The 22,102-nt window shown below is 59.4% G+C and carries 18 protein-coding genes; 14 read left to right on the forward strand and 4 right to left on the reverse strand.

Annotation, left to right across the window (positions count from 1 at the left end):
- Nucleotides 1–67 precede the first annotated feature (67 nt).
- The 6 genes from ACY8FN_RS13770 (at nucleotide 68) to xdhC (ending at nucleotide 8,702) form a co-directional block, all read left to right on the forward strand.
- On the forward strand, nucleotides 68–1,597 hold the full coding sequence (locus tag ACY8FN_RS13770; protein ID WP_463100321.1) for a nucleobase:cation symporter-2 family protein: 1,530 nt from the start codon (nucleotides 68–70) through the stop codon (nucleotides 1,595–1,597).
- A 52-nt stretch (nucleotides 1,598–1,649) separates the two neighbouring features.
- Nucleotides 1,650–2,966, forward strand: coding sequence for a guanine deaminase (gene guaD / locus ACY8FN_RS13775; RefSeq protein ID WP_463100322.1), 1,317 nt, complete (start codon nucleotides 1,650–1,652; stop codon nucleotides 2,964–2,966).
- 395 nt (nucleotides 2,967–3,361) lie between these two features.
- A complete protein-coding gene (locus tag ACY8FN_RS13780; RefSeq protein ID WP_463101176.1) occupies nucleotides 3,362–4,663 on the forward strand; it encodes an NCS2 family permease in 1,302 nt (433 codons plus the stop codon).
- Between the two features lie 367 nt (nucleotides 4,664–5,030).
- The gene (xdhA, locus tag ACY8FN_RS13785; RefSeq protein WP_463100323.1) at nucleotides 5,031–7,349 is read left to right on the forward strand and encodes a xanthine dehydrogenase molybdenum-binding subunit XdhA; all 2,319 of its coding nucleotides are present in this window, start codon (nucleotides 5,031–5,033) and stop codon (nucleotides 7,347–7,349) included.
- Complete coding sequence (gene xdhB, locus ACY8FN_RS13790; protein ID WP_463100324.1) at nucleotides 7,342–8,220, forward strand: xanthine dehydrogenase FAD-binding subunit XdhB; 879 nt, start codon at nucleotides 7,342–7,344, stop codon at nucleotides 8,218–8,220. Before xdhA ends, xdhB begins: the two co-directional genes overlap by 8 nt.
- On the forward strand, nucleotides 8,217–8,702 hold the full coding sequence (gene xdhC / locus ACY8FN_RS13795; protein ID WP_463100325.1) for a xanthine dehydrogenase iron sulfur-binding subunit XdhC: 486 nt from the start codon (nucleotides 8,217–8,219) through the stop codon (nucleotides 8,700–8,702). The genes xdhB and xdhC overlap by 4 nt, the downstream gene beginning before the upstream one ends.
- A gap of 95 nt (nucleotides 8,703–8,797) precedes the next feature.
- On the opposite strand, the gene ACY8FN_RS13800 is transcribed toward xdhC, so the two are convergent.
- Nucleotides 8,798–9,337, reverse strand: a complete 540-nt coding sequence (locus tag ACY8FN_RS13800) for a glycine zipper 2TM domain-containing protein (protein ID WP_463100326.1) — start codon at nucleotides 9,335–9,337, stop codon at nucleotides 8,798–8,800.
- A 510-nt stretch (nucleotides 9,338–9,847) separates the two neighbouring features.
- Here ACY8FN_RS13800 and ACY8FN_RS13805 point away from each other — a divergent pair.
- Nucleotides 9,848–10,036, forward strand: coding sequence for a hypothetical protein (locus ACY8FN_RS13805; protein WP_042021814.1), 189 nt, complete (start codon nucleotides 9,848–9,850; stop codon nucleotides 10,034–10,036).
- Between the two features lie 180 nt (nucleotides 10,037–10,216).
- On the opposite strand, the gene ACY8FN_RS13810 is transcribed toward ACY8FN_RS13805, so the two are convergent.
- The 3 genes from ACY8FN_RS13810 to ACY8FN_RS13820 form a co-directional block, all read right to left on the reverse strand.
- A complete protein-coding gene (locus ACY8FN_RS13810; RefSeq protein ID WP_463100327.1) occupies nucleotides 10,217–11,506 on the reverse strand; it encodes a sensor domain-containing diguanylate cyclase in 1,290 nt (429 codons plus the stop codon).
- 245 nt (nucleotides 11,507–11,751) lie between these two features.
- Complete coding sequence (locus ACY8FN_RS13815) at nucleotides 11,752–11,955, reverse strand: hypothetical protein (protein WP_463100328.1); 204 nt, start codon at nucleotides 11,953–11,955, stop codon at nucleotides 11,752–11,754.
- A 667-nt stretch (nucleotides 11,956–12,622) separates the two neighbouring features.
- On the reverse strand, nucleotides 12,623–13,864 hold the full coding sequence (locus ACY8FN_RS13820; RefSeq protein ID WP_463100329.1) for a lipase family alpha/beta hydrolase: 1,242 nt from the start codon (nucleotides 13,862–13,864) through the stop codon (nucleotides 12,623–12,625).
- A 222-nt stretch (nucleotides 13,865–14,086) separates the two neighbouring features.
- On the opposite strand from ACY8FN_RS13820, the gene ACY8FN_RS13825 reads away from it, so the two are divergent.
- The 7 genes from ACY8FN_RS13825 to hybE all read left to right on the forward strand — a co-directional run bounded on the left by ACY8FN_RS13825 (nucleotide 14,087) and on the right by hybE (nucleotide 22,085).
- Nucleotides 14,087–15,073: a Wadjet anti-phage system protein JetD domain-containing protein gene (locus tag ACY8FN_RS13825; protein WP_463100330.1), complete on the forward strand. Its 987-nt coding sequence runs from the start codon at nucleotides 14,087–14,089 to the stop codon at nucleotides 15,071–15,073.
- 919 nt (nucleotides 15,074–15,992) lie between these two features.
- Entirely contained in the window at nucleotides 15,993–17,126 is a 1,134-nt protein-coding gene (gene hybO, locus ACY8FN_RS13830; RefSeq protein WP_068978527.1) for a hydrogenase 2 small subunit, read from the forward strand.
- A gap of 2 nt (nucleotides 17,127–17,128) precedes the next feature.
- Entirely contained in the window at nucleotides 17,129–18,178 is a 1,050-nt protein-coding gene (gene hybA / locus ACY8FN_RS13835; RefSeq protein WP_463100331.1) for a hydrogenase 2 operon protein HybA, read from the forward strand.
- A complete protein-coding gene (gene hybB / locus ACY8FN_RS13840) occupies nucleotides 18,171–19,358 on the forward strand; it encodes a Ni/Fe-hydrogenase cytochrome b subunit (RefSeq protein WP_098969364.1) in 1,188 nt (395 codons plus the stop codon). Before hybA ends, hybB begins: the two co-directional genes overlap by 8 nt.
- On the forward strand, nucleotides 19,355–21,058 hold the full coding sequence (gene hybC, locus ACY8FN_RS13845; RefSeq protein ID WP_463100332.1) for a hydrogenase 2 large subunit: 1,704 nt from the start codon (nucleotides 19,355–19,357) through the stop codon (nucleotides 21,056–21,058). Before hybB ends, hybC begins: the two co-directional genes overlap by 4 nt.
- A complete protein-coding gene (locus ACY8FN_RS13850) occupies nucleotides 21,058–21,588 on the forward strand; it encodes a HyaD/HybD family hydrogenase maturation endopeptidase (RefSeq protein WP_463100333.1) in 531 nt (176 codons plus the stop codon). Before hybC ends, ACY8FN_RS13850 begins: the two co-directional genes overlap by 1 nt.
- The gene (gene hybE / locus ACY8FN_RS13855; protein ID WP_463100334.1) at nucleotides 21,570–22,085 is read left to right on the forward strand and encodes a hydrogenase-2 assembly chaperone; all 516 of its coding nucleotides are present in this window, start codon (nucleotides 21,570–21,572) and stop codon (nucleotides 22,083–22,085) included. The genes ACY8FN_RS13850 and hybE overlap by 19 nt, the downstream gene beginning before the upstream one ends.
- Nucleotides 22,086–22,102: the final 17 nt, after the last annotated feature.

Consider the following 22,102-nt stretch of genomic DNA (forward strand, 5'->3'; position numbering starts at 1 on the left):
GGGTCACTGTGGGGTGTGATGCTCCGGGGTTATTGGATCGTTTTCGATACGCCGGGAGTAATGAAGGATGTCTAAGAAATCGCGCAAGGACTCTGACCTTATCTACGCCTTGGAAGATAAGCCCCCCTTTGGCCAGTCGCTGGTCGGGGCGGTGACCCATCTGCTGGCCATACTGGTTCCTATGGTTGCTCCGGCCCTGATCGTTGGGGCCGCCCTTAATCTTTCCCAAGAGATCACCACCTATCTGGTCTCGATGTCGATGATCGCCTCCGGCATCGGCACCTGGTTGCAAGTTCATCGTTACGGGCCCATTGGCTCGGGCCTCCTTTCCATCCAGTCGGTCAACTTCTCGTTCGTCACCGTGATGATCTCGATCGGGACCGCCATGGGGAAGGAGGGGATCGACGAAGCCCAGATCATCTCCTCGTTGATGGGGATCTCCTTCGTCGGAGCCTTTCTGGTAATGGGGGCATCGTTCGTGCTGCCCTATCTGACCCGGGTCATCACCCCCACAGTGAGCGGTATCGTGGTGCTGATGATCGGTCTGTGTCTCATCAAGGTTGGCATCATCGACTTTGCTGGCGGTATGGCGGCCAAGAGCAGCGGTACCTTCGGTAACTATGAAAATCTCGGTGTCGGTTTGCTGGTGTTGGCGGTGGTCATCGGTTTTAACTGCTGCAAGAGCCCCCTGCTGCGCATGGGGGGGATCGCCATCGGCTTGCTGGTGGGCTATCTGGTCTCCATGATGCTGGGGATGGTGGACTTTTCTGTCTTGCAGGGGTTGCCCCTGATCACCGTTCCCATGTTGTTCAAATATGGTTTCTCCTTTGATTTCGGTGCCTTTCTGGTGGCGGGCACCATCTATCTGCTGAGTGTGTTGGAAGCGGTCGGGGCGCTGACCGCCACCGCCATGGTCTCTCATCGTCCGGTGGAGGGGGAGGAGTACACTCGCCGCCTCTCCGGTGGGGTGCTGGCCGATGGCTTGGTATCGGTGATTGCCTCGGCGCTGGGTTCCCTGCCGCTCACCACCTTCTCCCAAAATAACGGGGTGATCCAGATGACCGGGGTCGCCTCCCGTCATGTGGGCAAATTTATCGCCATGATCCTGGTGATCATGGGCATCTTCCCGGTGGTGGGTCGCTTCTTTACCACCATTCCATCCCCCGTCCTCGGCGGGGCCATGACCCTGATGTTCTCCATGATCGCCATCGCGGGGTGCCGGATCATCATGACCCACGGCATGGATCGGCGGGAGACGCTGATTGTGGCTACCTCGCTCGGGTTGGGGCTTGGTGTCTCCTATGACCCGAGTGTGTTCAGGGTGCTGCCAGATGCTCTCTATGTCTTGGTTGAAAACCCCATCTGCGCCGGGGGGATCACCGCCATCATCATGAATCTGGTGTTGCCGCAAAGTCGCAAGCGCAAGGCGGCCGCCAAGGATGCCGATGCAGTGGAGGTGATCCAGCTGAGCGACAAGCCGGATGTGATCTTTACCGCCCGCAGTGCGGGCCAGCCATCGGCCAGCAAGGGTGAGCCAGATGGTTCATCAGACGAAGTGCCCGGGCGAGCGGTGGCGCCACAAGTGGAACGGATCTGACGGTTAAACCGGCAAAAAACGTCAACAGAACAAGAAAAACAGGGAAACGGTTATGAAAAACGACAACTCTGTCAAAGCGGTGCGCGGCAGTTTCTTCGATATCACCCGGGTGGTGGATCAGCCCGAAGAGATTGAGGCCAATGCCCGTCTGGTCGAGGATGGCCTGCTGATCATTCGCAACGGCTGCATCGACTGGTTCGGTCAGTGGGAGGAGGGCCGGGAGCGTATTCCGGCCGAAGTGCGGGTGCGGGATTATCGCGGCAAGATGATAGTGCCGGGCTTTGTCGATACCCACATTCACTATCCCCAGAGCGAAATGGTGGGGGCCTACGGCGAGCAGCTGCTGGAGTGGCTTAACAGTCACACCTTCCCGGCCGAGCGGCGCTACAACGATCTCGAATATGCCCGCGAGATGTCTACCTTCTTTATCAAGCAGCTGCTGCGCAACGGCACCACCACGGCGCTGGTGTTCGGCACCGTTCATCCCGAGTCGGTGGATGCCCTGTTCGAGGCGGCGAGCCGCATCAATATGCGGATGATCGCCGGTAAGGTGATGATGGATCGCAACGCCCCCGACTATCTGCTGGATACTGCGCAGAGCAGTTATGAGCAGAGCAAGCAGCTTATCGAGCGCTGGCACGGCAATGGTCGCCTGCTCTATGCCATCACACCACGTTTTGCACCCACCTCGACACCCGAGCAGCTGACGATGGCGCGGCGACTGCGCGAAGAGTTTCCCACCACCTATCTGCACACCCATTTGTGCGAGAACAAGGAGGAGATCGCCTGGGTGAAATCCCTGTTCCCGGCGCATCAGGGCTATCTCGATGTCTATCACCAGCATGGGCTCACCGGCCACAACTGCGTCTTTGCCCACTGCGTCCATCTGGAAGAGCAGGAGTGGGATTGCCTGAAAGAGACTGGATCCACCATCGCCTTTTGCCCCACCTCCAACCTTTATCTCGGCAGTGGGTTGTTCAAGCTGCACAAGGCGTGGCGCAAGCAGATAAAGGTGGGGATGGGCACCGACATCGGCGCGGGCACCACCTTCAACATGCTGCAGACCCTCAACGAGGCCTACAAGGTGATGCAGTTGCAAGGGGAGCGGCTCTCGGCCTATCAGGCTTTCTATCTGGCCACTCTGGGCGGCGCCCATGCGCTGGGGCTGGATGAGAAGATCGGCAGTTTTGCGGTGGGCAAGGAGGCGGATTTCGTGGTGCTCGACCCGGTCGCCACCCCGCTGCAGCAGCTGCGTTATGACAACTCCACCACCCTGCGGGACAAGCTCTTTGTGTTGCTGACCCTGGGGGATGACAGATCCATCTACCGCACCTATGTGGATGGCCAACTGGTACACGAACGGGGGTAGGGAATAGAGGGGGCTGCCTCGGCGCAGCCCCAACGAATACGGCGGCTGGCGTACCCCACGGGGCGCCAGTCTTGCCGCACGACAGGGGATCTCCCCGCATAGAACGTGAAATGGCCCGGTTTTTTGACCAGAAAGGCAAACGTTTGAGTCAAGGCTGCCAGCCCTGGTCTGTCTGTCGCATCCTCTGCCGCCATCGCCTGTTTCTCATCAGACTGGCGCTCGGCAGACCCGCAGATCCTGTCGCCATTTCGTCATGGAACATTCAGGCGCGAGTGAAGGAGTTGGGTATGACCCAAGCAAACAGCAGGACAAACAGCGTGGAACAGCTGGCCAATGATGACGCCGGCAGCAGCGCACCAAAGCAACAGCAGCTCACGGCTCTTGATCGCTACTTTATGATCAGCGAGCGGGGCAGCAATATCAGGCAGGAGGTACTGGCGGGGCTCACCACCTTCCTTGCCATGGTCTACTCGGTGATCGTGGTGCCGAGCATGCTCGGCAAGGCGGGCTTTCCCCCCGGCGCGGTGTTTGTCGCCACCTGTCTGGTGGCGGGGTTCGGTTCGCTCTTGATGGGGCTCTGGGCCAAGTTGCCGATGGCCATCGGCTGCGCTATTTCGCTCACCGCCTTTACCGCCTTCAGTCTGGTGCTGGGGCAGCAGATCCCCATTCCGGTGGCGCTGGGTGCCGTGTTCCTGATGGGGGTGATCTTTACCGCCATCTCGGTGACCGGGGTGCGTAGCTGGATCCTCGACAACCTGCCGATGGGGATTGCCCACGGCACCGGCATCGGTATCGGTCTCTTCCTGCTGCTCATCGCCGCCAACGGAGTGGGGCTGGTGATCAAGAACCCGCTGGAGGGGCTGCCGGTGGCGCTGGGGGCCTTTACCTCCATGCCGGTCATCATGTCCCTGATCGGCCTGGCGGTGATCTTCGGGCTGGAGAAGCTGAAAGTACCGGGGGGGATCCTGTTGGTGATCATCGCCATCTCCATCTTTGGCCTCATCTTCGATCCGGCGGTGAAATATCAGGGGCTGTTCGCCCTGCCGAGCCTCTCGGATGAGCAGGGCAAGTCCCTGATCTTCAGTCTGGATATCATGGGGGCCCTCTCGCCGCTGGTACTGCCCAGCGTGCTGGCGCTGGTGATGACGGCGGTGTTTGATGCCACCGGCACCATCCGGGCGGTGGCGGGGCAGGCCAACCTGCTGGATAAAGATGGCCACATCATCAACAGCGGCAAGGCGCTCAGTGCCGACTCGGTCAGCAGCATCTTCTCCAGTCTGGTGGGGGCGGCGCCGGCTGCCGTCTATATCGAATCGGCAGCGGGCACGGCGGCGGGGGGAAAAACCGGCCTGACTGCCACCGTGGTCGGCGGCCTGTTCCTGTTGATGCTGTTCCTCTCGCCGCTCTCCTATCTGGTGCCGGCCTATGCCACCGCGCCGGCCCTGATGTATGTGGGGCTGTTGATGCTGAGTAATGTCACCAAGCTCGATTTCGATGACTTTGTCGGCGCCATGTCCGGTCTGATGTGCGCCGTCTTTATCGTGCTCACCTGCAATATCGTCACCGGCATCATGCTGGGCTTCAGTTCGCTGGTGATCGGTCGCATCTGCTCGAAGGAGTGGCACAAGCTCAATATAGGCACCGTCATCATCGCCCTGATGCTGGTGCTCTTTTATGCTGGGGGCTGGGCTATTTAGGGATAACCCCCCCGCTTGGGGCCACGCTGGCGGCCCCATTTTTATGCCTGCGGCGCTCAGCCCGCCCGCATTGGCTATCACGCCTAAGCCGCTTCTGCAGTGGAGTGGTACCATTGCGATACCATTTTGATAAATCCCCCTACCAGATTGATAGGGTCTGGCCCTTGCTGTCCCCGTGCTGCCGTTTTTTTCACCGCAAATTTGCCGCTGTTTACCAACTGTTCGCCACTGCAGACCAGTAACGGGGGGCGAGACGGGATCCCCTTCACACTTCTCCCTATTGTTCTGACGATGGCGGGAAACAGGCGCATATCTTGCTGTTTTTTATGCCGGTTCCAGATTTTTCCCTTCGAAAAAGGACTTGCATATGTCCATAGGATTACCGCTCAAGCGGGTGGATGCCGAGGCCAAGGTGACCGGCAGCGCCCGCTATACCGATGACAACATCATGCTCGGGATGCGCCACGCCAAGTATGTGCGAAGCTCCATCGCCCACGGCAAGGTGCTCGCCATCGATGCCACCGAGGCGCTGGCCCTGCACGGGGTCGAGGCCGTGTTTACCCATGAAGATGTGCCCACCACCTGTTTTCGTACCGCCGGTCACGCCTGGTCCCTCGATGAGACCAAACGGGATGTGAAAGACCGCCGTCTGCTCACCGACCATGTGCGCCACTTCGGCGATGGGGTCGCCATAGTGGTGGCGCGCGATCCGCTGGTGGCGGAAAAAGCGGCCTCGCTGGTCAAGGTGACCTACGAGCCGTTGCCGGTGATGACGGATGCCGGGAGCGCCCTCGCGGAGGGGGCTTATCCCATCCACCCGAGCGGCAACCTGCTGCGCCAGAGCCAGCTTCGCGCCAATGATCCTGAGCAGGCCATTGCCGCCGCCGATCTGCAGTTTCAGGGGCACTACCGGACGCCGGTGGTGCAGCACTGCCATCTGGAGACGGTGACCTGCTACGCCTACATGGATCAGCCGGACCACATCATAGTGGTCAGCAGCACCCAGATCCCCCAGATAGTGCGCAGCCGGGTGGCCAAATCCCTCGGCCTGCCCTGGTCCAGCGTGCGGGTGATCAAGCCCTATATGGGCGGCGGTTTTGGCAACAAGCAGGATGTGCTGGAAGAGCCGATGGCCGCGTTTTTGAGCTATAAGCTGGGCGGCGTGCCGGTCAAGGTGACCTTGAGCCGGGAAGAGTGCTTCTTTGCCTCCCGCACCCGCCACGGCTTTGCCATCGACGGCAAGATTGGCCTCAACCGCGACGGCACCCTCAAGGGCTATCAGCTCGATGTGCTCTCCAACACCGGCGGGTATGCCTCGCACGGTCACTCCATCGCCAGCGCCGGTGGCAACAAGATCAGCTACCTCTATCCGCGCAGCGCCTTTGGTTATGACGCCACGACCTTCTACAGCAACCTGCCCACCGCCGGTGCCATGCGCGGCTACGGCGCGCCCCAGGTGATTTTTGCCCTCGAGAGCATGCTGGATGACGCCTGCGCCGAATTGGGACTCGACCCGCTCGATGTGCGTATCGCCAACGTGGCGCGGGAAGGGGATGTCAATCAGGTCAACCAGAAGACCATCTACAGTGCCGGATTGCCCGAGTGTCTGTTGCGTGGTCGCGAGATGTTTGAGTGGGATCGGCTCAAGGCCGAGTGTTTGGGGCAGGATCCGGCGAGCCGGGTGCGGCGCGGCATCGGGGTGGCCTGTTTCAGCTACGGCTCCAACACCTATCCGGTGGGGGTCGAAATTGCCGGCGCCCGCATGCTGCTCAATCAGGATGGCACCGTCAATCTGCAGATCGGCGCCACCGAGATAGGGCAGGGGTCGGATACCGTCTTTGCCCAGATGGCGGCCCAGACTCTGGGCATTCCGTTTGAGCAGATCCGGGTCATCTCGACCCAGGATACCGACATCACCGCCTACGATCCGGGCTCATTTGCCTCGCGCCAGAGTTATGTAGCGGCCCCTGCCATCCATCAGGCGGCGCTGCAACTGCGGGCCCGCATTCTGTCGCTGGCGGCCCAGCTTTGCCATCAGGATGTGGGGTCGCTGGCCCTGATCGACGGCTACGTGGTGCTGGCCGGTGCGCCGGACAAGGTGCTGATCAGCGTCGCCGAGGTGTCGGTCAACGCCTATTATCACCTCACCATCGGCGGCCAGATCACCGCCGAAGTTTCTCACAAGACCACCACCAACCCGCCCAGTTTCGGCTGTACCTTTGTCGATCTCAGCGTCGATATTGATCTCTGCAAGGTGACCATCAATCGCATCATCAACCTGCACGATGCCGGCAAGATCCTCAATCCACAGTTGGCAGAGGGGCAGGTGCATGGCGGCATGGGGATGGGGATCGGCTGGTCGCTGTTTGAGGAGATGATCATCGACGCCAAGACTGGCGTGGTGCGCAACCCCAACCTGCTCGACTACAAGTTCCCCACCATGCTGGATTTGCCGGAGCTCGAATGCGACTTCGTGCAGACCTACGAGCCCCAGTCGGTCTATGGCCACAAATCACTGGGCGAGCCGCCCATCATCTCCCCGGGGCCCGCCATCCGTAACGCCATTCGCATGGCGACCGGGGTGGCCATCAATGAGCTGCCCATCACCCCCAAGACCCTGTTTCGGGAGTTTGTCGCGGCGGGTTTGATTGCCGAGGGATCACGGGAGGAGCAACACCATGTTTGATATTGCCCGTTACTACAAGGCGCACAGTGTGGCCGAGGCGCTCGCCCTGCGCCAAGCCGACCCCGAGGCGCGCTTGCTGGCCGGTGGCACCGATGTGATGATCCAGCTTCATCACCTCAACCCAGCCTATCGCCATATCGTCGATATTCACGACTTGCCCGAGCTCAAAGGGGTGAGCGAGCTGGCTGATGGATCGATCCGCATCGGCTCTGGCACCACCTTTACCGAGATCATCGAAAACGAGCTGGTGCAGCGCCGCCTGCCGATGCTGGCCGAGGCCGCTGCCACCATAGCCGGTCCGCAGATCCGCAACGTCGCCACCTATGGCGGCAACATCTGCAACGGCGCCACCAGTGCCGACGCGGCAGCGCCCACAGTGGCGCTGGAGGCAGAGTTGGAGATCGCCGGACCTGACGGCACGCGCCGTATCCCCATCGCCGGTTTTCACACCGGCCCCGGCAAGGTGGCGCTGCAACCGGCAGAGATCCTGGTGGCCTTTCACTTTGCCCCGGATCCCCATCCTCATGTGGGCTCCCACTACTTCAAGTACGCCATGCGCGGTGCCATGGATATCGCCACCATCGGCTGCGCCGCCTACTGCCAGATTGAAAATGGCCACTTCAAGCGCCTGCGTCTGGCCTACGGGGTAGCGGCTCCGACCCCGATCCGAACGCCGCATGCAGAGGCGGCTGCCGAGGGGCAACCGCTAACCCGGGCGACGCTGGCGGCCATTGCCGAGGCGGTGGTGGCCGATGTGGCACCGCGCTCCTCCTGGCGGGCAGAGAAAGCCTTTCGCCTGCACCTTATCAAAACCTTGGCGCAGCGGGTGGTCGCCTGCGCTGTCGAACGTGCCGGAGGCAAAATTTTATGATGCAACCGCAAACCTGTCCCGCCGTGGCGATCCAGTGCGAGATCAACGGCAAGCCATACTCCTACGCGGTGTCGCCCACCATGTCACTGCTCTACTTCCTGCGCGGGCAGGGGCTGATCAGCGTGAAAGAGGGGTGCAGCGTCGGCGAATGCGGCGCCTGTACCGTGCGGGTGGATGGCATCGCCATCGACAGCTGCCTCTATCTGGCGGTGTGGGCCGATGGCAAGTCCATTCGCACCGTGGAGGGGGAGCGCAAAGGTAATGAGCTTTCTGACGTGCAGCAGGCCTTTATTGACGAGGGGGCGGTGCAGTGTGGTTTTTGCACCCCTGGGCTGGTGATGGCGAGTGCGGCTCTGCTCGACAAGACCGAGCGCCGTCCGCTGACCGATGCGGAGATCCGCCGCGGCCTTTCGGGCAACCTATGCCGTTGCACCGGTTATCAGAACGTGGTGCGGGCGGTGAAAAAATGCTGCAAGGGGTGACGGCCTGAGTGGCGCTTCGTTGAAGGGAGCAGAGTAAATCGCGATAAAAGAAGGCCCGCCTCGCAAGAGACGGGCCTTCTCTCTTTAACGGGTGGTTAGCCTTTTTGTGGCTCGATCACCAGTTTGCCCTCCTTGACCGGGATGGTGGCACCGGGGGCTTGCTTCATGCGGATCACCCCCTCCTGACCGGCGAGGCGATAGGTCACGTCATAACCTATGGTGTTGACGCTGCTCTGTTGCACGGTTTTGCAGCGCTGCTCGGTGGTGGTATAGGTGTCGCTAGCCTGCATATTGCCCTGCACCTGATTACCGGCATATCCCCCCGCCACAGCTCCGGCAGCGGTCGCCACTTTTTTGCCGCTGCCACCGCCAAACTGGTGGCCAACCACACCTCCCAGCGCGGCACCGACCACTGAACCCAGGATCTTGTGCTCATCCTGTACCGGCTTGCGGTGGGTCACAGTGACGTTGCGGCACTCCTGCTTCGGGGTCTTGATGGTCTCGGTGATCGGCTTGCTGGCGATCACCTCGGCAAAAGTGGGCTCTGGGGTGAAGAGGGAGCCGCTGGCCGCTGCCGAGAGCGCCAGGGCCGAGGCGATGCCAATACCGATACCTGCCATCATGGACGTGTTCATGTTGTTCTCCTGCCGTGTATAGGGTGCTCATCGAGCTTGGCGTCATCTTGTCATAACCGGTTGGTTGGACAAGGTCAGCTGCGCGGGTCTGCGACAGTCGCTGACAAGGTCAAAAAATAGCCACCCTGAAAAAGTGTCTGACTTTGGCGACAATGATGTAAAAGTGACCAGATTCTGACACCTGGCTGCTCCTGATCCTGAAATAAGCAAGCTGTGAGTCGCATTCTGCAATGAAAGACGCGGGGGAAAAGCAAGAGTGGCAAGGTGTTGACGGAGGGCGGTCAAGGGGTGGTGGTGGTGATCTGCCCTCCGATATGACCCGCAAGTGGTTGATAAATCGCTATAGCCCCATTGGATGTTGGCCGATAAGAGATCACGGCAAGCATTTTGCTTTGATCGGATGACAGGCAGAGGGTGAACGGGTCGGCAGGGGCAGAGGAAGTGTGACAGCCCCGTGAGACCTGAAATGGATGTGTTCACCCGAGGTCACCTGATCAATAAGGGGGAGATATGTCAATGTTACCGAGCTGGATCACCCCGGCCATCCAGGCCGACATCATCACGGTGCAGCAGGCCGAACGTCTGCTCTCATCGCTCTACCAGCCTCTTGCCGAACAGGGGGAGGAGTTACCCGCCGATATCGCCGACATCAGCCTCAAACTCTACTGCTTCCGCCAGCAGAGCCGGGTGCGCCACTAAGGCTAAAAAGAGAACAACCCGCGCCAGGCACGGGGTGTTGCCACTGATGTATCACATATGTATCACAGCCTCAGCTGGCCAATCAGACCATCATCACTTGCACTACTCGCATCCATTGGTAACGCAGGGCTCCATGGCTCAGTGATGGGGGTTAATCGACGGGATAAGATAAACGCGCACTTAGCTTGGTGCGCACACCACGCAATTGCGGCCAGCCTGTTTGGCTTGATAGAGCATCTGGTCGGCGCGGGCGTAGAGGCTTTCCATCAATTCGCCCTCACTATTTTCCACCAGCCCGGCGCTGATGGTGATGATGAGTTCATCGCCATCGTGCAGGGCTAACGGGCTTTGCATCACCTGTTGGCACAGCCGTTCGGCCATCGCTGAGGCCGCCGACAACCTGGTGTTGGGCAGCCAAATGGCAAACTCGTCGCCGCCGATGCGGGCTAGCACATCTTCGCTGCGCAGTACCGATTGCATGACCTTGCCAAGGTGGGTCAACGCTCGATCTCCCAGCGGGTGACCATAGCGATCGTTGATGCACTTGAACTGATCCACGTCCAGTACCATCAGTACCGATTTGAGGTGGTGGCGGGCATTCAAACTCAGGTTCTTTTCGCATACCTCAAAGAAGAAACGGCGATTATAGAGACCGGTGAGGTCATCTTGCACCGACTGCTGATGCAGTTGTTCCTTCAGTTGATGCAGCTCGGTGATATCGGAGGATATACCGATCAGGGTCGGGGTGCCATCGGCCAGTAAAAAGGGCACCTTGACGGACCAGTAGTAGTGCTGATTGCCCTCAACATTGGTCAATAACTCTTCCCCGGCTTGCAGCTCGCCGGTTTCGAAAACCCGGTTGTCCAGCTGCCACAGCTGGCAGGCGCTGGCCGCAGGGATCACCTCGTCATCACGCCGGTTGATGATCTGCTCGGCAGGCAAGCCAAGCAGTTCGGCGACCTTCTGATTGACATAAAGAAAGCGGTGCTGGCTGTCTTTCATATAGATATGGGCATCCACGTTGGCGAGGATGATTTCCAGCAATTGATGCTGCTCTGCCAGATGGGCCTCGATCCGCTTCTTTTCGGTGATATCGGTAGAGATACCGCACAGGCCAATCAGTGCGCCATCCCTGCCATACATGGGCTTTTTGACGCTCCAGTAGATGCGTTTCTCACCGGTCTCCTTGAGGTAGTTGATCTCCTCCTGACAGATCTCGATCTGCTGTGCCAGTACCTGACGATCATGACGTTGCAGGGTATCCGAGTGGTCGAGGTCAAAAAAAGCACTGTCATCTTGGCCCTGCAGCTCGGCCAGGGTGCAACCAAAGAGATCCAGCACGGCCTGATTGGCATAGACGTAGCGGCCATCCAGATCTTTGGTGAAGAGATAGGCACCGATCTCGTTGAAGATCGATTTGAGGTGATCCAGCTCATATTCTAATCGGGTGGATAAGGGGGCATCCTTCATGGGGTTGGCCATCCTTGGTCATTACAATGCAAGCGTTGTATACCGATACAATGGGTATCAACTGCTTTAAATTAAGCACGGATCCCGAGATCATTCCCGATTATTCCCGCAGGATCAGCGCCATATCACAAAACGCCTGTTGTGGGTGACATGGCGGAATTTATACGAGCCCTTTGTGAAGGCAGCCAGTACCTGTGGCGCCGAGGGAGCGGTCATTATTGACGAGGCCGACCGGATCTATGTGGTTACCCCTGCGGTATTCTGACCCCTTTATCAAGATAGAGGCTGCTGTAGTGGGAGCGATGGGTGACGAACATCACCTGATGACGGCTACCGTCGGAGAGGATAATAAAGTCGCCCGTCATGGCGGGGCTCTGCAGGGTGATATCCTGCTCCGGGGTGGTCAGGCGATCGACATCTTCTTTGAAGGTGAGGGTGTAAGAGTACATATGGCGCTCCACTGCTGGCTCATATCAAACACTCTGTTGAAGGTAGCTGCTGGCAAGGCCATACGCGGCGCCCGAATGGCGCCGTTAGATCAAAAAGCAGGAAAATCGGGTTGAACCGGGGTGTTGGGTGGTAGCCGCAACCTGGTTAACCCAGGCCGCTGATGTGCAAAACCGCCAGCTTAAGGTGGCCAACATATCGGGCTCACTTCAAGCTGGCGGTTTTTCTTATTGAGGTATGTTCAAGCCGCTATTTCAGGGCCTTTTTCAGTTTCTTGATCTTGCCTTCATGTTTGGCAATTTTCTCAAGACGTGCGGCGATCTTCTTCTTGATCTCTTTTTTGTTCACTTTGGCCATCGGTGGCGCTCCTTTGCTATGGGGACACATAAGGTGTCATGGTGGTCTGTCCTTCGACAACCCAGCCTGCCACAGGCGCCCGCTCTGGGCCAGCACTCTGTTGTATTAATAGACAGTTTTCGCTGGTGGCGACGATATACCAGGTCGTCGAAAATTCATCCACCTCAGTGACACAGCGGTGGGCAGACCTGCAGGCAGGCATGGTACTTTTCGGTGTTGCGTCCACCGGTTGCCACATTCACGATGCCATGACCGTCGTCCCATGGCGGACGAATAAGCAGTGTCGCCGCCCCCTTGTTGGTAGGCCGATCCTTATGCCTTATGGGGGGTAAGCCACTGTAGCAGTTGTTGGCCCACTTGCGGGCTGGCGAGCAGGGCCATATGGCTGGTGCGATAGGCAATCATGGTATGAGAAGGGGGGAAGGCCAGTTGGTGGCGAGCCTCGTTGTGCTGGCCGAGGGCGCTACGCAAGGGAACCAGCCCATCGCCAATCAATCTGTCTGCCAGCAGACTGCGTTTGGCGGCGGTGGTGGCCGCGATGGCAAAGCAGTTCACCCCGGCAGGCAGGGGTAGTGGCGTGCGCGGATCCCGCAAGTGCGTGGGGTGGTCGGGCGCTGCGAGCGGCTCGATCACCTTGCCGTGGCGCAGATCCTTGATCCCGATGCTGCGCACCCTTGCCAGCCTGACAAAGGGGTCTGTGTAGGCTGTAGCGGGCAACAGTTGCTCTAGCCAATGGCCTGCATGTTCCAGCGGCGCCCCATGGTGGGGAGTGCCGATAAAGAGCAGGTTGCGCAGGTGTGCGGGCCAGGCGAGATCGCCGTGGCTGGCATAATGACAAGCGCTGCGGGCAACCAGCCCCCCCATGCTGTAGCCCAGTACGCTGATCTCCTTGAGTTGCCCCGGCCAGTGGCTGGTCAACTGTTCCAGCAACAGGGCCAGCTGTTGGCCATTTTGGGCAATGGGCAGCCCCGAGTTGTAGCGCAGATAGAGCGGCACATAACCCAGGGTATTCGCCAGCTGTTCCCCATGATTGACGGGCTGGTCCTGATCGCGGGTTTGCCACTGCAGATCATTCATGCACAGGCCATGCACCATCAACAGTACCCGTCCTTCGGGAGGAAGATCTGCGGGCATAGCCTGCCAATCAAGAGGCTTGCCTTGATAGCGCAGGGTCATGGGGGTGGCGAGGGCGTTGTCGCTCTCGACCAGCTTGTCCCCCATTATCCCGTTGAGGGTGGCGATCAGGGCGGCGCGTTTGGGGGTCTCGGGAATATGGTGCAACGGCGGGGTCGGCGGCAGGTGCGTCAGCAGCCCATTAATGCCATAGCTCAAAGTGTTGGCCGCTCCATGCACCCCCTTGTAAACCAGCCCGGTGATCCCCGCTGTCTTCCCTTTGTCCCGCCCCTTAAACCCCATGCCGCTCAATATCGCTTGATGCACAGCTTCGGTCATCTGTACTGCGGCGGGCAGGGCCAGGGTGAGTAACTGCGCCAGTTCGCGAAGATCCGAAACATGCCACGAGGAGGGTTGTGGTTTGTCTGTCGACTGGGTCATGGGCAGCCCTTTTAAAAGTCCAAATGAAGGTATCGGCCAGTACCCCTGCCAGATGGTGGCCATGTGATGTGCATCTCTGTGAGCTTGCGCCGTTTGTGGCGGGTTTACCAGTATCGGGCCGGGCATGGTGGGGCTGATGAGAACCGCTTGCGAAGCCGGTCACGGTAATGACAGGGAAAATCACCTCTACTTCGTCATATGAAGCCATGTGGGGAGGTGAGGATGTCGCTGTTTGATGAAGTCCGGGTACAGGAGCTGTGTGCCCGGCTGCTCGATAGCCAGAACGGGAAGGGTTGTTCGTTCAATAGCAAGCATGGCCACGAGTTGCAGGCTCTGCTGCAGGCGGTGGGCGGGGTAAGGCCGGTTGGTCGCAGTGCCCGTTATGTGCTGACCGAGGTGGGACGCGTTTATCTGATCGGACAGTTGGCGCAGCTACCGCCCCCCGAACCGGACAAGGGTGAGCAGTTGCAAAGCTTGGGGATAGCGTTGCCGTCACGGCTCAATCAGGCCAGCTTTCATGCGCTCTGGCACGGGGATAGCAAGCATCCGCGCGTCGGGGATAACGCCAACCCACAGTGTGCGAACATGACCTTGACGCAGGATGAGGTGATCCGCCTGCGCACGCTGGATCCGCTCTCCTTGGTCGATCAGCACGGTCAACCGCAGGATATGACGGCGGTGATAACGTTACTGGGTGAGCTGGCCTTGCCTGAGCGGGCGCTGGCCACTCTGGCGGCCATCTGGTGGCAAGGGCATCAGGTCATCACGGTGGAGAACAAGGGCGCCTTTGTTGACTACCCGCTCCAGCCCGGGCAACTGCTGCTGTTTGCCCCCGGGCGCAATACCACCCTTGCCAAACGGTTTATCCCGCTATTGCCGCAGGGGGTGCAGTGGGCTCACTTTGGCGATCTCGATCAACGTGGTATTGATATCGCCATCGAGCTGGCGCGCGACCTTGATCGCCCCGCGCTGCTCTGGCTACCTTGCGAGCTGCAGCCCTATCTGGGTCATTACGCCCGGCCTGTGGGATCCTTCACCGCTGGCAGTGGCAAGATCCCCTGGCGTGCGCTGCCGTTGACTGAGGATGAAGGGGGAACGGAAGCGCTCCCCTGGCTGGATGCGCTGAGGCGTCAGGCCCGGTGGCTCGAGCAGGAGGTATTGATTACCGCGTCAGCTTGGCGGTGCTGGCCATTGGCAAGGTCGAGTTGAACTCATCAGAGCGTCACTCATCTGCAGAATAGTAGTGATGCTATGGTCATGTCAGAGTGAATCTTCGGGTGGCTACTATTATCATCTTGCCATGATGAGGGAGGTATAAATATTCCAGCATGGCCATTGAATAAGAGCTTTTATCATTATCGTGGTGTGTTTATGTCCATTTACGTGTTGGTTAATTACGTGAGGTGACGTTAAGGTAAATATTGCGCTGTTTAACAATGTAACTTGTATATTAACGAACAAATCATCAACAATAACGACATTGCCAATATGTTAATGATGCGGTGCTGGCGTTTTTGGCAGCACCATCAAATGTGAATCACCATTCATTTTTGTGCGTAAATTTCGCCATTTGAGAAAATTTTTCCCATTGGATAAGCAGGGCGGTTGTAGGGGCTGTTTTTCCATTGTTAGCGTGGTGGGTGCCTGCAAGTGTACACAATGGCCTGACGCAAGCCTGATCCGCGCTGCCGGTGAAGGCGCATCAGGCAAGGGGGCCAGGCATCCAGTCAGATTGGGGCCAGCAAAGGGGGCGACAAAAGTGGACGACAAAAATATGCTAATGGGTGCATGAAGATATATCCAGTAGGACATTTATGACGGCGTATCCGGCTTGTGAAATCAAGAAAAAACCAAGTCACCGCCCATATTAATTTAACTATCTGGCAAAGATTGTCCCGTTGTGCGATTAATTATTTGGCATCCAATTAAATTCATTAAATTCATTAAATTTATGGCTCGGCGAGTATCTCTTTAGGGGTAAATAATTTTATTTGTGATGTGGCTCGCCTCGAAAATAGGGGTAAGCCGGTCGAAATTGATAGAGATCAATACTGCAGGGTGGGTGAGTCCTTAGCATTTCCGCTATTAAGCATTTACCAAACAAGTGCTCACTACGGGAATAAGAAGAATGGTCGAGGATAATTTTTTATCGGCTCATGGGATTAATCGCCGTGATTTTATGAAATTGTGTGCCGGGATGGCCGCAACCCTGGGATTAAGTCAGAATGCCGTCGCCAAGATGGCCACCGCGCTCACCAGCCCCGAGCGGCCGCCGGTGATCTGGATTGGGGCGCAGGAGTGCACCGGTTGTACCGAGTCGCTGCTGCGCGCCACGCACCCCACCATCGAGAACCTGATCCTCAATACCATTTCGCTGGAGTACCACGAGGTGCTCTCGGCGGCTTTTGGTCATCAGGCGGAAGAGAACAAGCACAACGCCATCAAGCGCTATAAAGGCAAATATCTGCTGGTGGTGGATGGCTCCATTCCGCTCAAGGATGGCGGCGTCTACTGCATGGTGGCCGGTGAGCCCATCGTCGACCATATTCGCCGTGCGGCCGTCGATGCGGCTGCCGTTATCGCTATCGGCTCCTGCTCCGCTTGGGGCGGCGTGCCTGCCAGCGGTAGCAACCCGACCGGCGCCGTCAGTTTGGAAGAGGCCCTCGGCAATATCGGCACCCCGATCATCAATATCCCGGGTTGCCCGCCCAATCCCCACAACTTCCTCACCACGGTTGCCTACTACATCACCTACGGCAAGCTGCCGGCGCTGGATAGCAAGAAGCGCCCGCTGTTTGCCTATGAGCGGCTGATCCATGAGAACTGCGAGCGTCGTCCGCACTTCGATGCAGGCCGTTTTGCCAAGGAGTTTGGCGATGAGGGCCACCGTCAGGGCTGGTGTCTCTACCATCTGGGCTGCAAGGGGCCGGAGACCTACGGTAACTGTTCGACCCTGGAGTTCTGCGATGTGGGCGGCGGCATCTGGCCGGTCGGCATCGGTCACCCTTGCTACGGCTGTAACGAGCAGGGGGTCGGTTTCAGCAAGGGGATCTTCCAGCTCGCCAAGGTAGAGAACCCGACCCCGCGGGTGGATAAACCCGATGTGAAGATCCAGGAGGGGGGCTATACCTCGCCCACCGCGACTGGCCTGATCGGTGGCGCCCTCGGGGTGCTGGTGGGGGTGAGTCTGATGACGGTGCGTGAACTCGGTCGCCAGCAGAAGCGCCACGAAGCCGGGCAGCACCCATCACGGGAGGAGTAACCGTGAACAGACGCAATTTCCTCAAATTTGCCTCCGCCAGCGCGCTGGCGGCAGGGGCTGCCGTGCCCGGCAGTGCCATGGCGGCGGCCAAGAACAAACCGCCCATTCCCGGGTCGCTCGGCATGTTGTATGACTCCACCCTCTGCGTCGGCTGTCAAGCCTGTGTGGCGGAGTGTCAGCGTTTGAATGGCAACCCGTCCAATCCGGAGGGAGCACAGACCTGGTCCACCAACGACAAGCTGACCCCCTACACCAACAACATCATTCAGGTGTGGAAGAGCGGTACGGGTGAGCACAAGGATCAGCTGGTGGATGGCTATGCCTACATCAAGAAGCAGTGCATGCACTGCGTCGATCCCAACTGCGTCTCGGTCTGCCCGGTGCAGGCCCTTACCAAAGATCCCAAGACCGGTATCGTTCATTACGACCCAAGCGTCTGCACCGGTTGTCGCTACTGCATGGTGGGCTGCCCGTTCGATGTGCCCAAATATGACTACGATAACCCGCTGGGGGCGATCCACAAGTGCGAGCTCTGCAATCAGAAAGGGCTTGAGCGGATTGATCAGGGCAAGTTGCCCGGCTGTGTCGAGGTGTGCCCCACCGGCGCCGTGATTTTCGGTACCCGTGAGGAGCTGATGGCCGAGGCCAAGCGCCGCCTGCTGGCGAGCCCGGGCAGCGAATACGCCTATCCGCGCCAGGCACTCTCCGCCAACGACCCTTACTTGCACGAAGTGCCCAACTACCAGCCTTACGTCTATGGCGAGAAGGAGGGGGGCGGCACTCAGGTGCTGGTGCTGGCCGGGGTGCCCTACACCAAGCTCGACATGCCCGATCTGCCGGAGCTCTCCTCCGGTGCCCGCTCCGAGCATATCCAGCACACCCTCTACAAGGGGATGGTGTTGCCCATGGTGGTGCTGACCGGCCTCTCGGTGCTGATCCGCCGCAATACCAAGAAGAACGGTCACGATCACCATCATGACGATGACCATGATCAGGGGAGTGCGCAGAGCAAGGATCAGGGTGTAACAAAGGGAGGCAAGGATCATGAGTAACCATAAGGCTCATCCCCTCGGCGGCAAGTTGGTCAGCTGGCCGGTGCTGGTGCTGGCCCCTTTTGCCGTGCTGTGCGGCATGTTGATCTTGAAACGTCTCGTCTTCGGGCTGGGCTCGGTCACTGACTTGAACGGCGGTTATCCCTGGGGGCTGTGGATCTCGTTCGATCTCTTGATCGGCACCGGTTTCGCCTGTGGCGGCTGGGCGCTGGCCTGGGCTGTCTATGTGTTCAACCGCGGCGAGTATCACCCGCTGGTGCGACCGGCCCTGCTGGCTAGCCTGTTCGGCTACTCGCTGGGTGGTCTCTCCATCACCATCGACGTGGGGCGTTACTGGAACCTGCCGTACTTCTACCTGCCCGGTCACTTCAACACCTCCTCGGTGCTGTTCGAGACGGCGGTCTGCATGACCATCTATATCGGGGTGATGGCGCTGGAGTTCGCGCCGGTATTGTTGGAGAAGTTTGGCTGGAAGGCGTCACTTATTCGCCTCAACAAGATCATGTTCTTCGTGCTGGCGCTGGGGGCACTGTTGCCAACCATGCACCAATCCTCCATGGGCTCCCTGATGATAGTGGCGGGGGAGAAGATCCATCCGCTCTGGCAAAGCTACGAGTTGCTGCCGGTCTTCTCGCTTCTGACCGCCTTCATAATGGGCTTTTCCATCGTGGTGTTTGAGGGCTCTTTGGTGCAAGCGGGACTGGCGGGGCGTGGCCCCAACGAGAAGTCGCTCTTCTACAAACTGACCCAGGTGATCGATATCTTCCTGATCCTGTTTGTGGCGCTGCGCTTTGCCGAGATCGTCATCAATGACAAGTCGGCCTATCTCTCCGAGTTCAACCGCTTCTCCATCATGTTCTGGAGCGAGATTGCGCTGATGATCTTCCCGCTGCTGGTGTTCCACTGGGACAAGAGCCGCCGCGATTCGCGCATGTTGTTTCTGGGGGCCCTCAGCATGCTGCTGGGCGCAGCCCTCTGGCGACTGGATTACTCCCTGCTCGCCTTTAACCCCGGCAATGGCTACCACTACTTCCCCTCCGCGGAGGAGGTGCTGATCTCCGTTGGCTTCGTCGCCATCGAGGTGTGTGCCTATTTGCTGTTAATCCGGCTGTTGCCGGTACTGCCATCACTTGAACGTGTTCACCAAGATTATCAGGCCCGAGGGAAAGTCAACGTATGAGCCAACGAATCACCATAGACCCCATCACCCGCATTGAGGGGCACCTGCGTATCGACTGCGAAATCGAAGGCGGCGTCGTGACCAAAGCCTGGTCGTCCGGCACCATGTGGCGCGGGATGGAGGAGATTGTCAAAGGGCAAGACCCACGGGATGCCTGGATGATAGTGCAGCGGATCTGCGGGGTATGTACCTCCATTCACGCCATCGCCTCGGTGCGGGCGGTAGAGAACGCCATCGGTGCCAAGGTGCCGGTCAATGCCCAGTTCATCCGCAACCTCATCATCGCGGCCCACAACATCCACGATCACATCGTCCACTTCTACCAGCTCTCCGCGCTGGACTGGGTGGACATCACGGCAGCGCTGCAGGCCAATCCACAAAAAGCGGCGGATATCCTCAAGGGGGTCTCTACCTGGTCCCTCAACAGCGCCGAAGAGTTGACCAAGGTGCAAGACAAGATCCGCGCCCTGGTGGCCAGTGGCCAGCTCGGCATCTTTGCCAACGGCTACTGGGGTCACAAGGAGATGAAGCTGAGCCCGGAGGTGAACCTGATCGCCGTGGCTCACTACCTGCAGGCACTGGAGTGCCAGCGCGATGCCAACCGCATCGTCGCCATTTTGGGTGGCAAGACCCCACACATTCAAAACCTGGCGGTGGGCGGGGTTGCCAACCCGATCAATCTGGATGCACCGAGCGTGCTCAACCTGGAGCGGCTGCTCTATGTGAAGAGCTTTATCGACCGGCTCGGCGAGTTTATCGAGCAGGTCTACAAGGTGGATGCCGCCATCATCGCCGCTCACTACCCCGAGTGGCTGAGTCTGGGGCAGGGGGCCAAGCACTACCTGAGCGTGCCCGAGCTCCCCACCGACGCCGACGGCGGCAGCTTCCTGATGCCGGGCGGCTATATCGAGAATGGCAATCTGGCGGGTTATCGCCCCATCGAGAGCCATCAGGATGCCTGGCTGATGGATGGCATCGCCGAGAGCAACAAGCACGCCTGGTACAAGGATGACGAGCCCCTCAAGCCATGGGAGGGCAAAACCGAGCCCAACTACACCGGCTGGCAGGATGATGGCAAATACTCCTGGGTCAAATCCCCCACCTTCTACGGCAAGGTGGTGGAAGTAGGGCCGCTCGCAGATCTCTTGGTGAAACTGGCCGCCAAACACCCGGAAACGGTCACTCACTTCGACCAGTTGAACGGCATTTATAAAGCGCTCACCGGCTCGGCCATCAAGACCGAACAGCTGCACTCCACCATGGGCCGTATCATCGGCCGCGCGGTGCGTTGCTGCGTGCTGAAAGATACCCTGGCGCAGCAGTGGCAGGCGCTGATCGACAACATCGGCAAGGGGGATTTCACCGCCTACATCAAGGCCGAGATCCCGGCGGACAAGGAGTTTCGCGGGGTGGGCTTTGAAGAGGCGCCGCGCGGCATGCTCTCCCACTGGATCGTCATCAAGGAGGGCAAGATCGCCAACTATCAGGCGGTGGTGCCGTCGACCTGGAACTCGGGTCCGCGCAACTTCAATGACGAGCCCGGCCCCTACGAGCAGGCGCTGGTGGGCACACCGGTGGCGGATCCGGCCAAACCGCTGGAGGTGGTACGCACCATCCACTCGTTCGACCCCTGCATGTCCTGCGCGGTCCACGTGGTGGATACCCAAAATGGCGAAGTGACTCAGGTGAAGGTGCTGTGATGAACACCTTGATCCTGGGAGTGGGCAACCTGCTGCTGAGCGACGAGGCGGTAGGTGTGCGCATCGTCGAGGCGCTGGGGCGCGAATACCGTTTCGCCCCCGGCATCGAACTGCTGGACGGCGGCACCGCCGGTATGGAGCTGCTCGAAGCGATGGCCAGTCGCGACCACATCATTCTGGCGGATGCGGTGCGCAGCGGTAATCCGCCGGGCACAGTGGTGACCCTGAAGGATGAGGAGATCCCGACCCTGTTTGGCCGCAAGATCTCCCCGCACCAGCTGGGGCTGGCGGATGTGCTCTCGGCGCTGCACATGACGGGGGAGTCGCCCAAGCGGCTCACCCTGATTGGCATAGAGCCTGAATCCCTCGAACCGCGCATCGGCCTCACCCCTGTGGTAGCGGCGGCGATGGGGGAGGCCAAGGATCGGATTTTGACCCTGCTGGCCAGCGTTGGCGCCCCTGCCGTTACACTCTCCGCCGCCGAGCGGGCAAAACAAGAGCAGGAGGGGCTATGGCGCAGTCCCATTTAAGCGAGGTTGATGCCGTGCAGGAGTTTGCTGGCTTTGCCAGCAATCCCGCGCCTTTGCTGGTGGCCCAGTACGAGCGGATCGCTCGCGAAGAGATGCAGGCGTTGCCCTTCTATCACGCTGCCATGCCCATAGTGGCCGAGTGCGTGCTGTTTGAAGGTCAGTGGCTCGGCTGTGTGCTCACCCCCTGGATGCTGAGCGTGGTGGTGCTGCCGGGGCCGGAGCAGCTTTGGCCGGTGCGCAGCAACAGCGATCGACTCGCCCTGCAGCTCCCCTGCGGCAACATGACCTTTATGGTGGGTGAATTGCCCGAAAGTGGTCAGTTGCTGGCCTGCTCCCTGATGTCGCCGCTCGATCCCCATCTTGGGGCCGGGGAGGGGCGCTCACTGGTGAGCAGCACCCTCAAGATGCTGCACTCCTTGCCGGTGCAGCAAGGGGCTGGCGGCGTGGATCTGGGCCGCAGACGGCTATTCGGTGCCCGGCGCGGCCAACCGGCATAGTCGCTAGGTTTCACGCG

It is taken from the genome of Aeromonas sp. 160P (genome assembly GCF_055193095.1).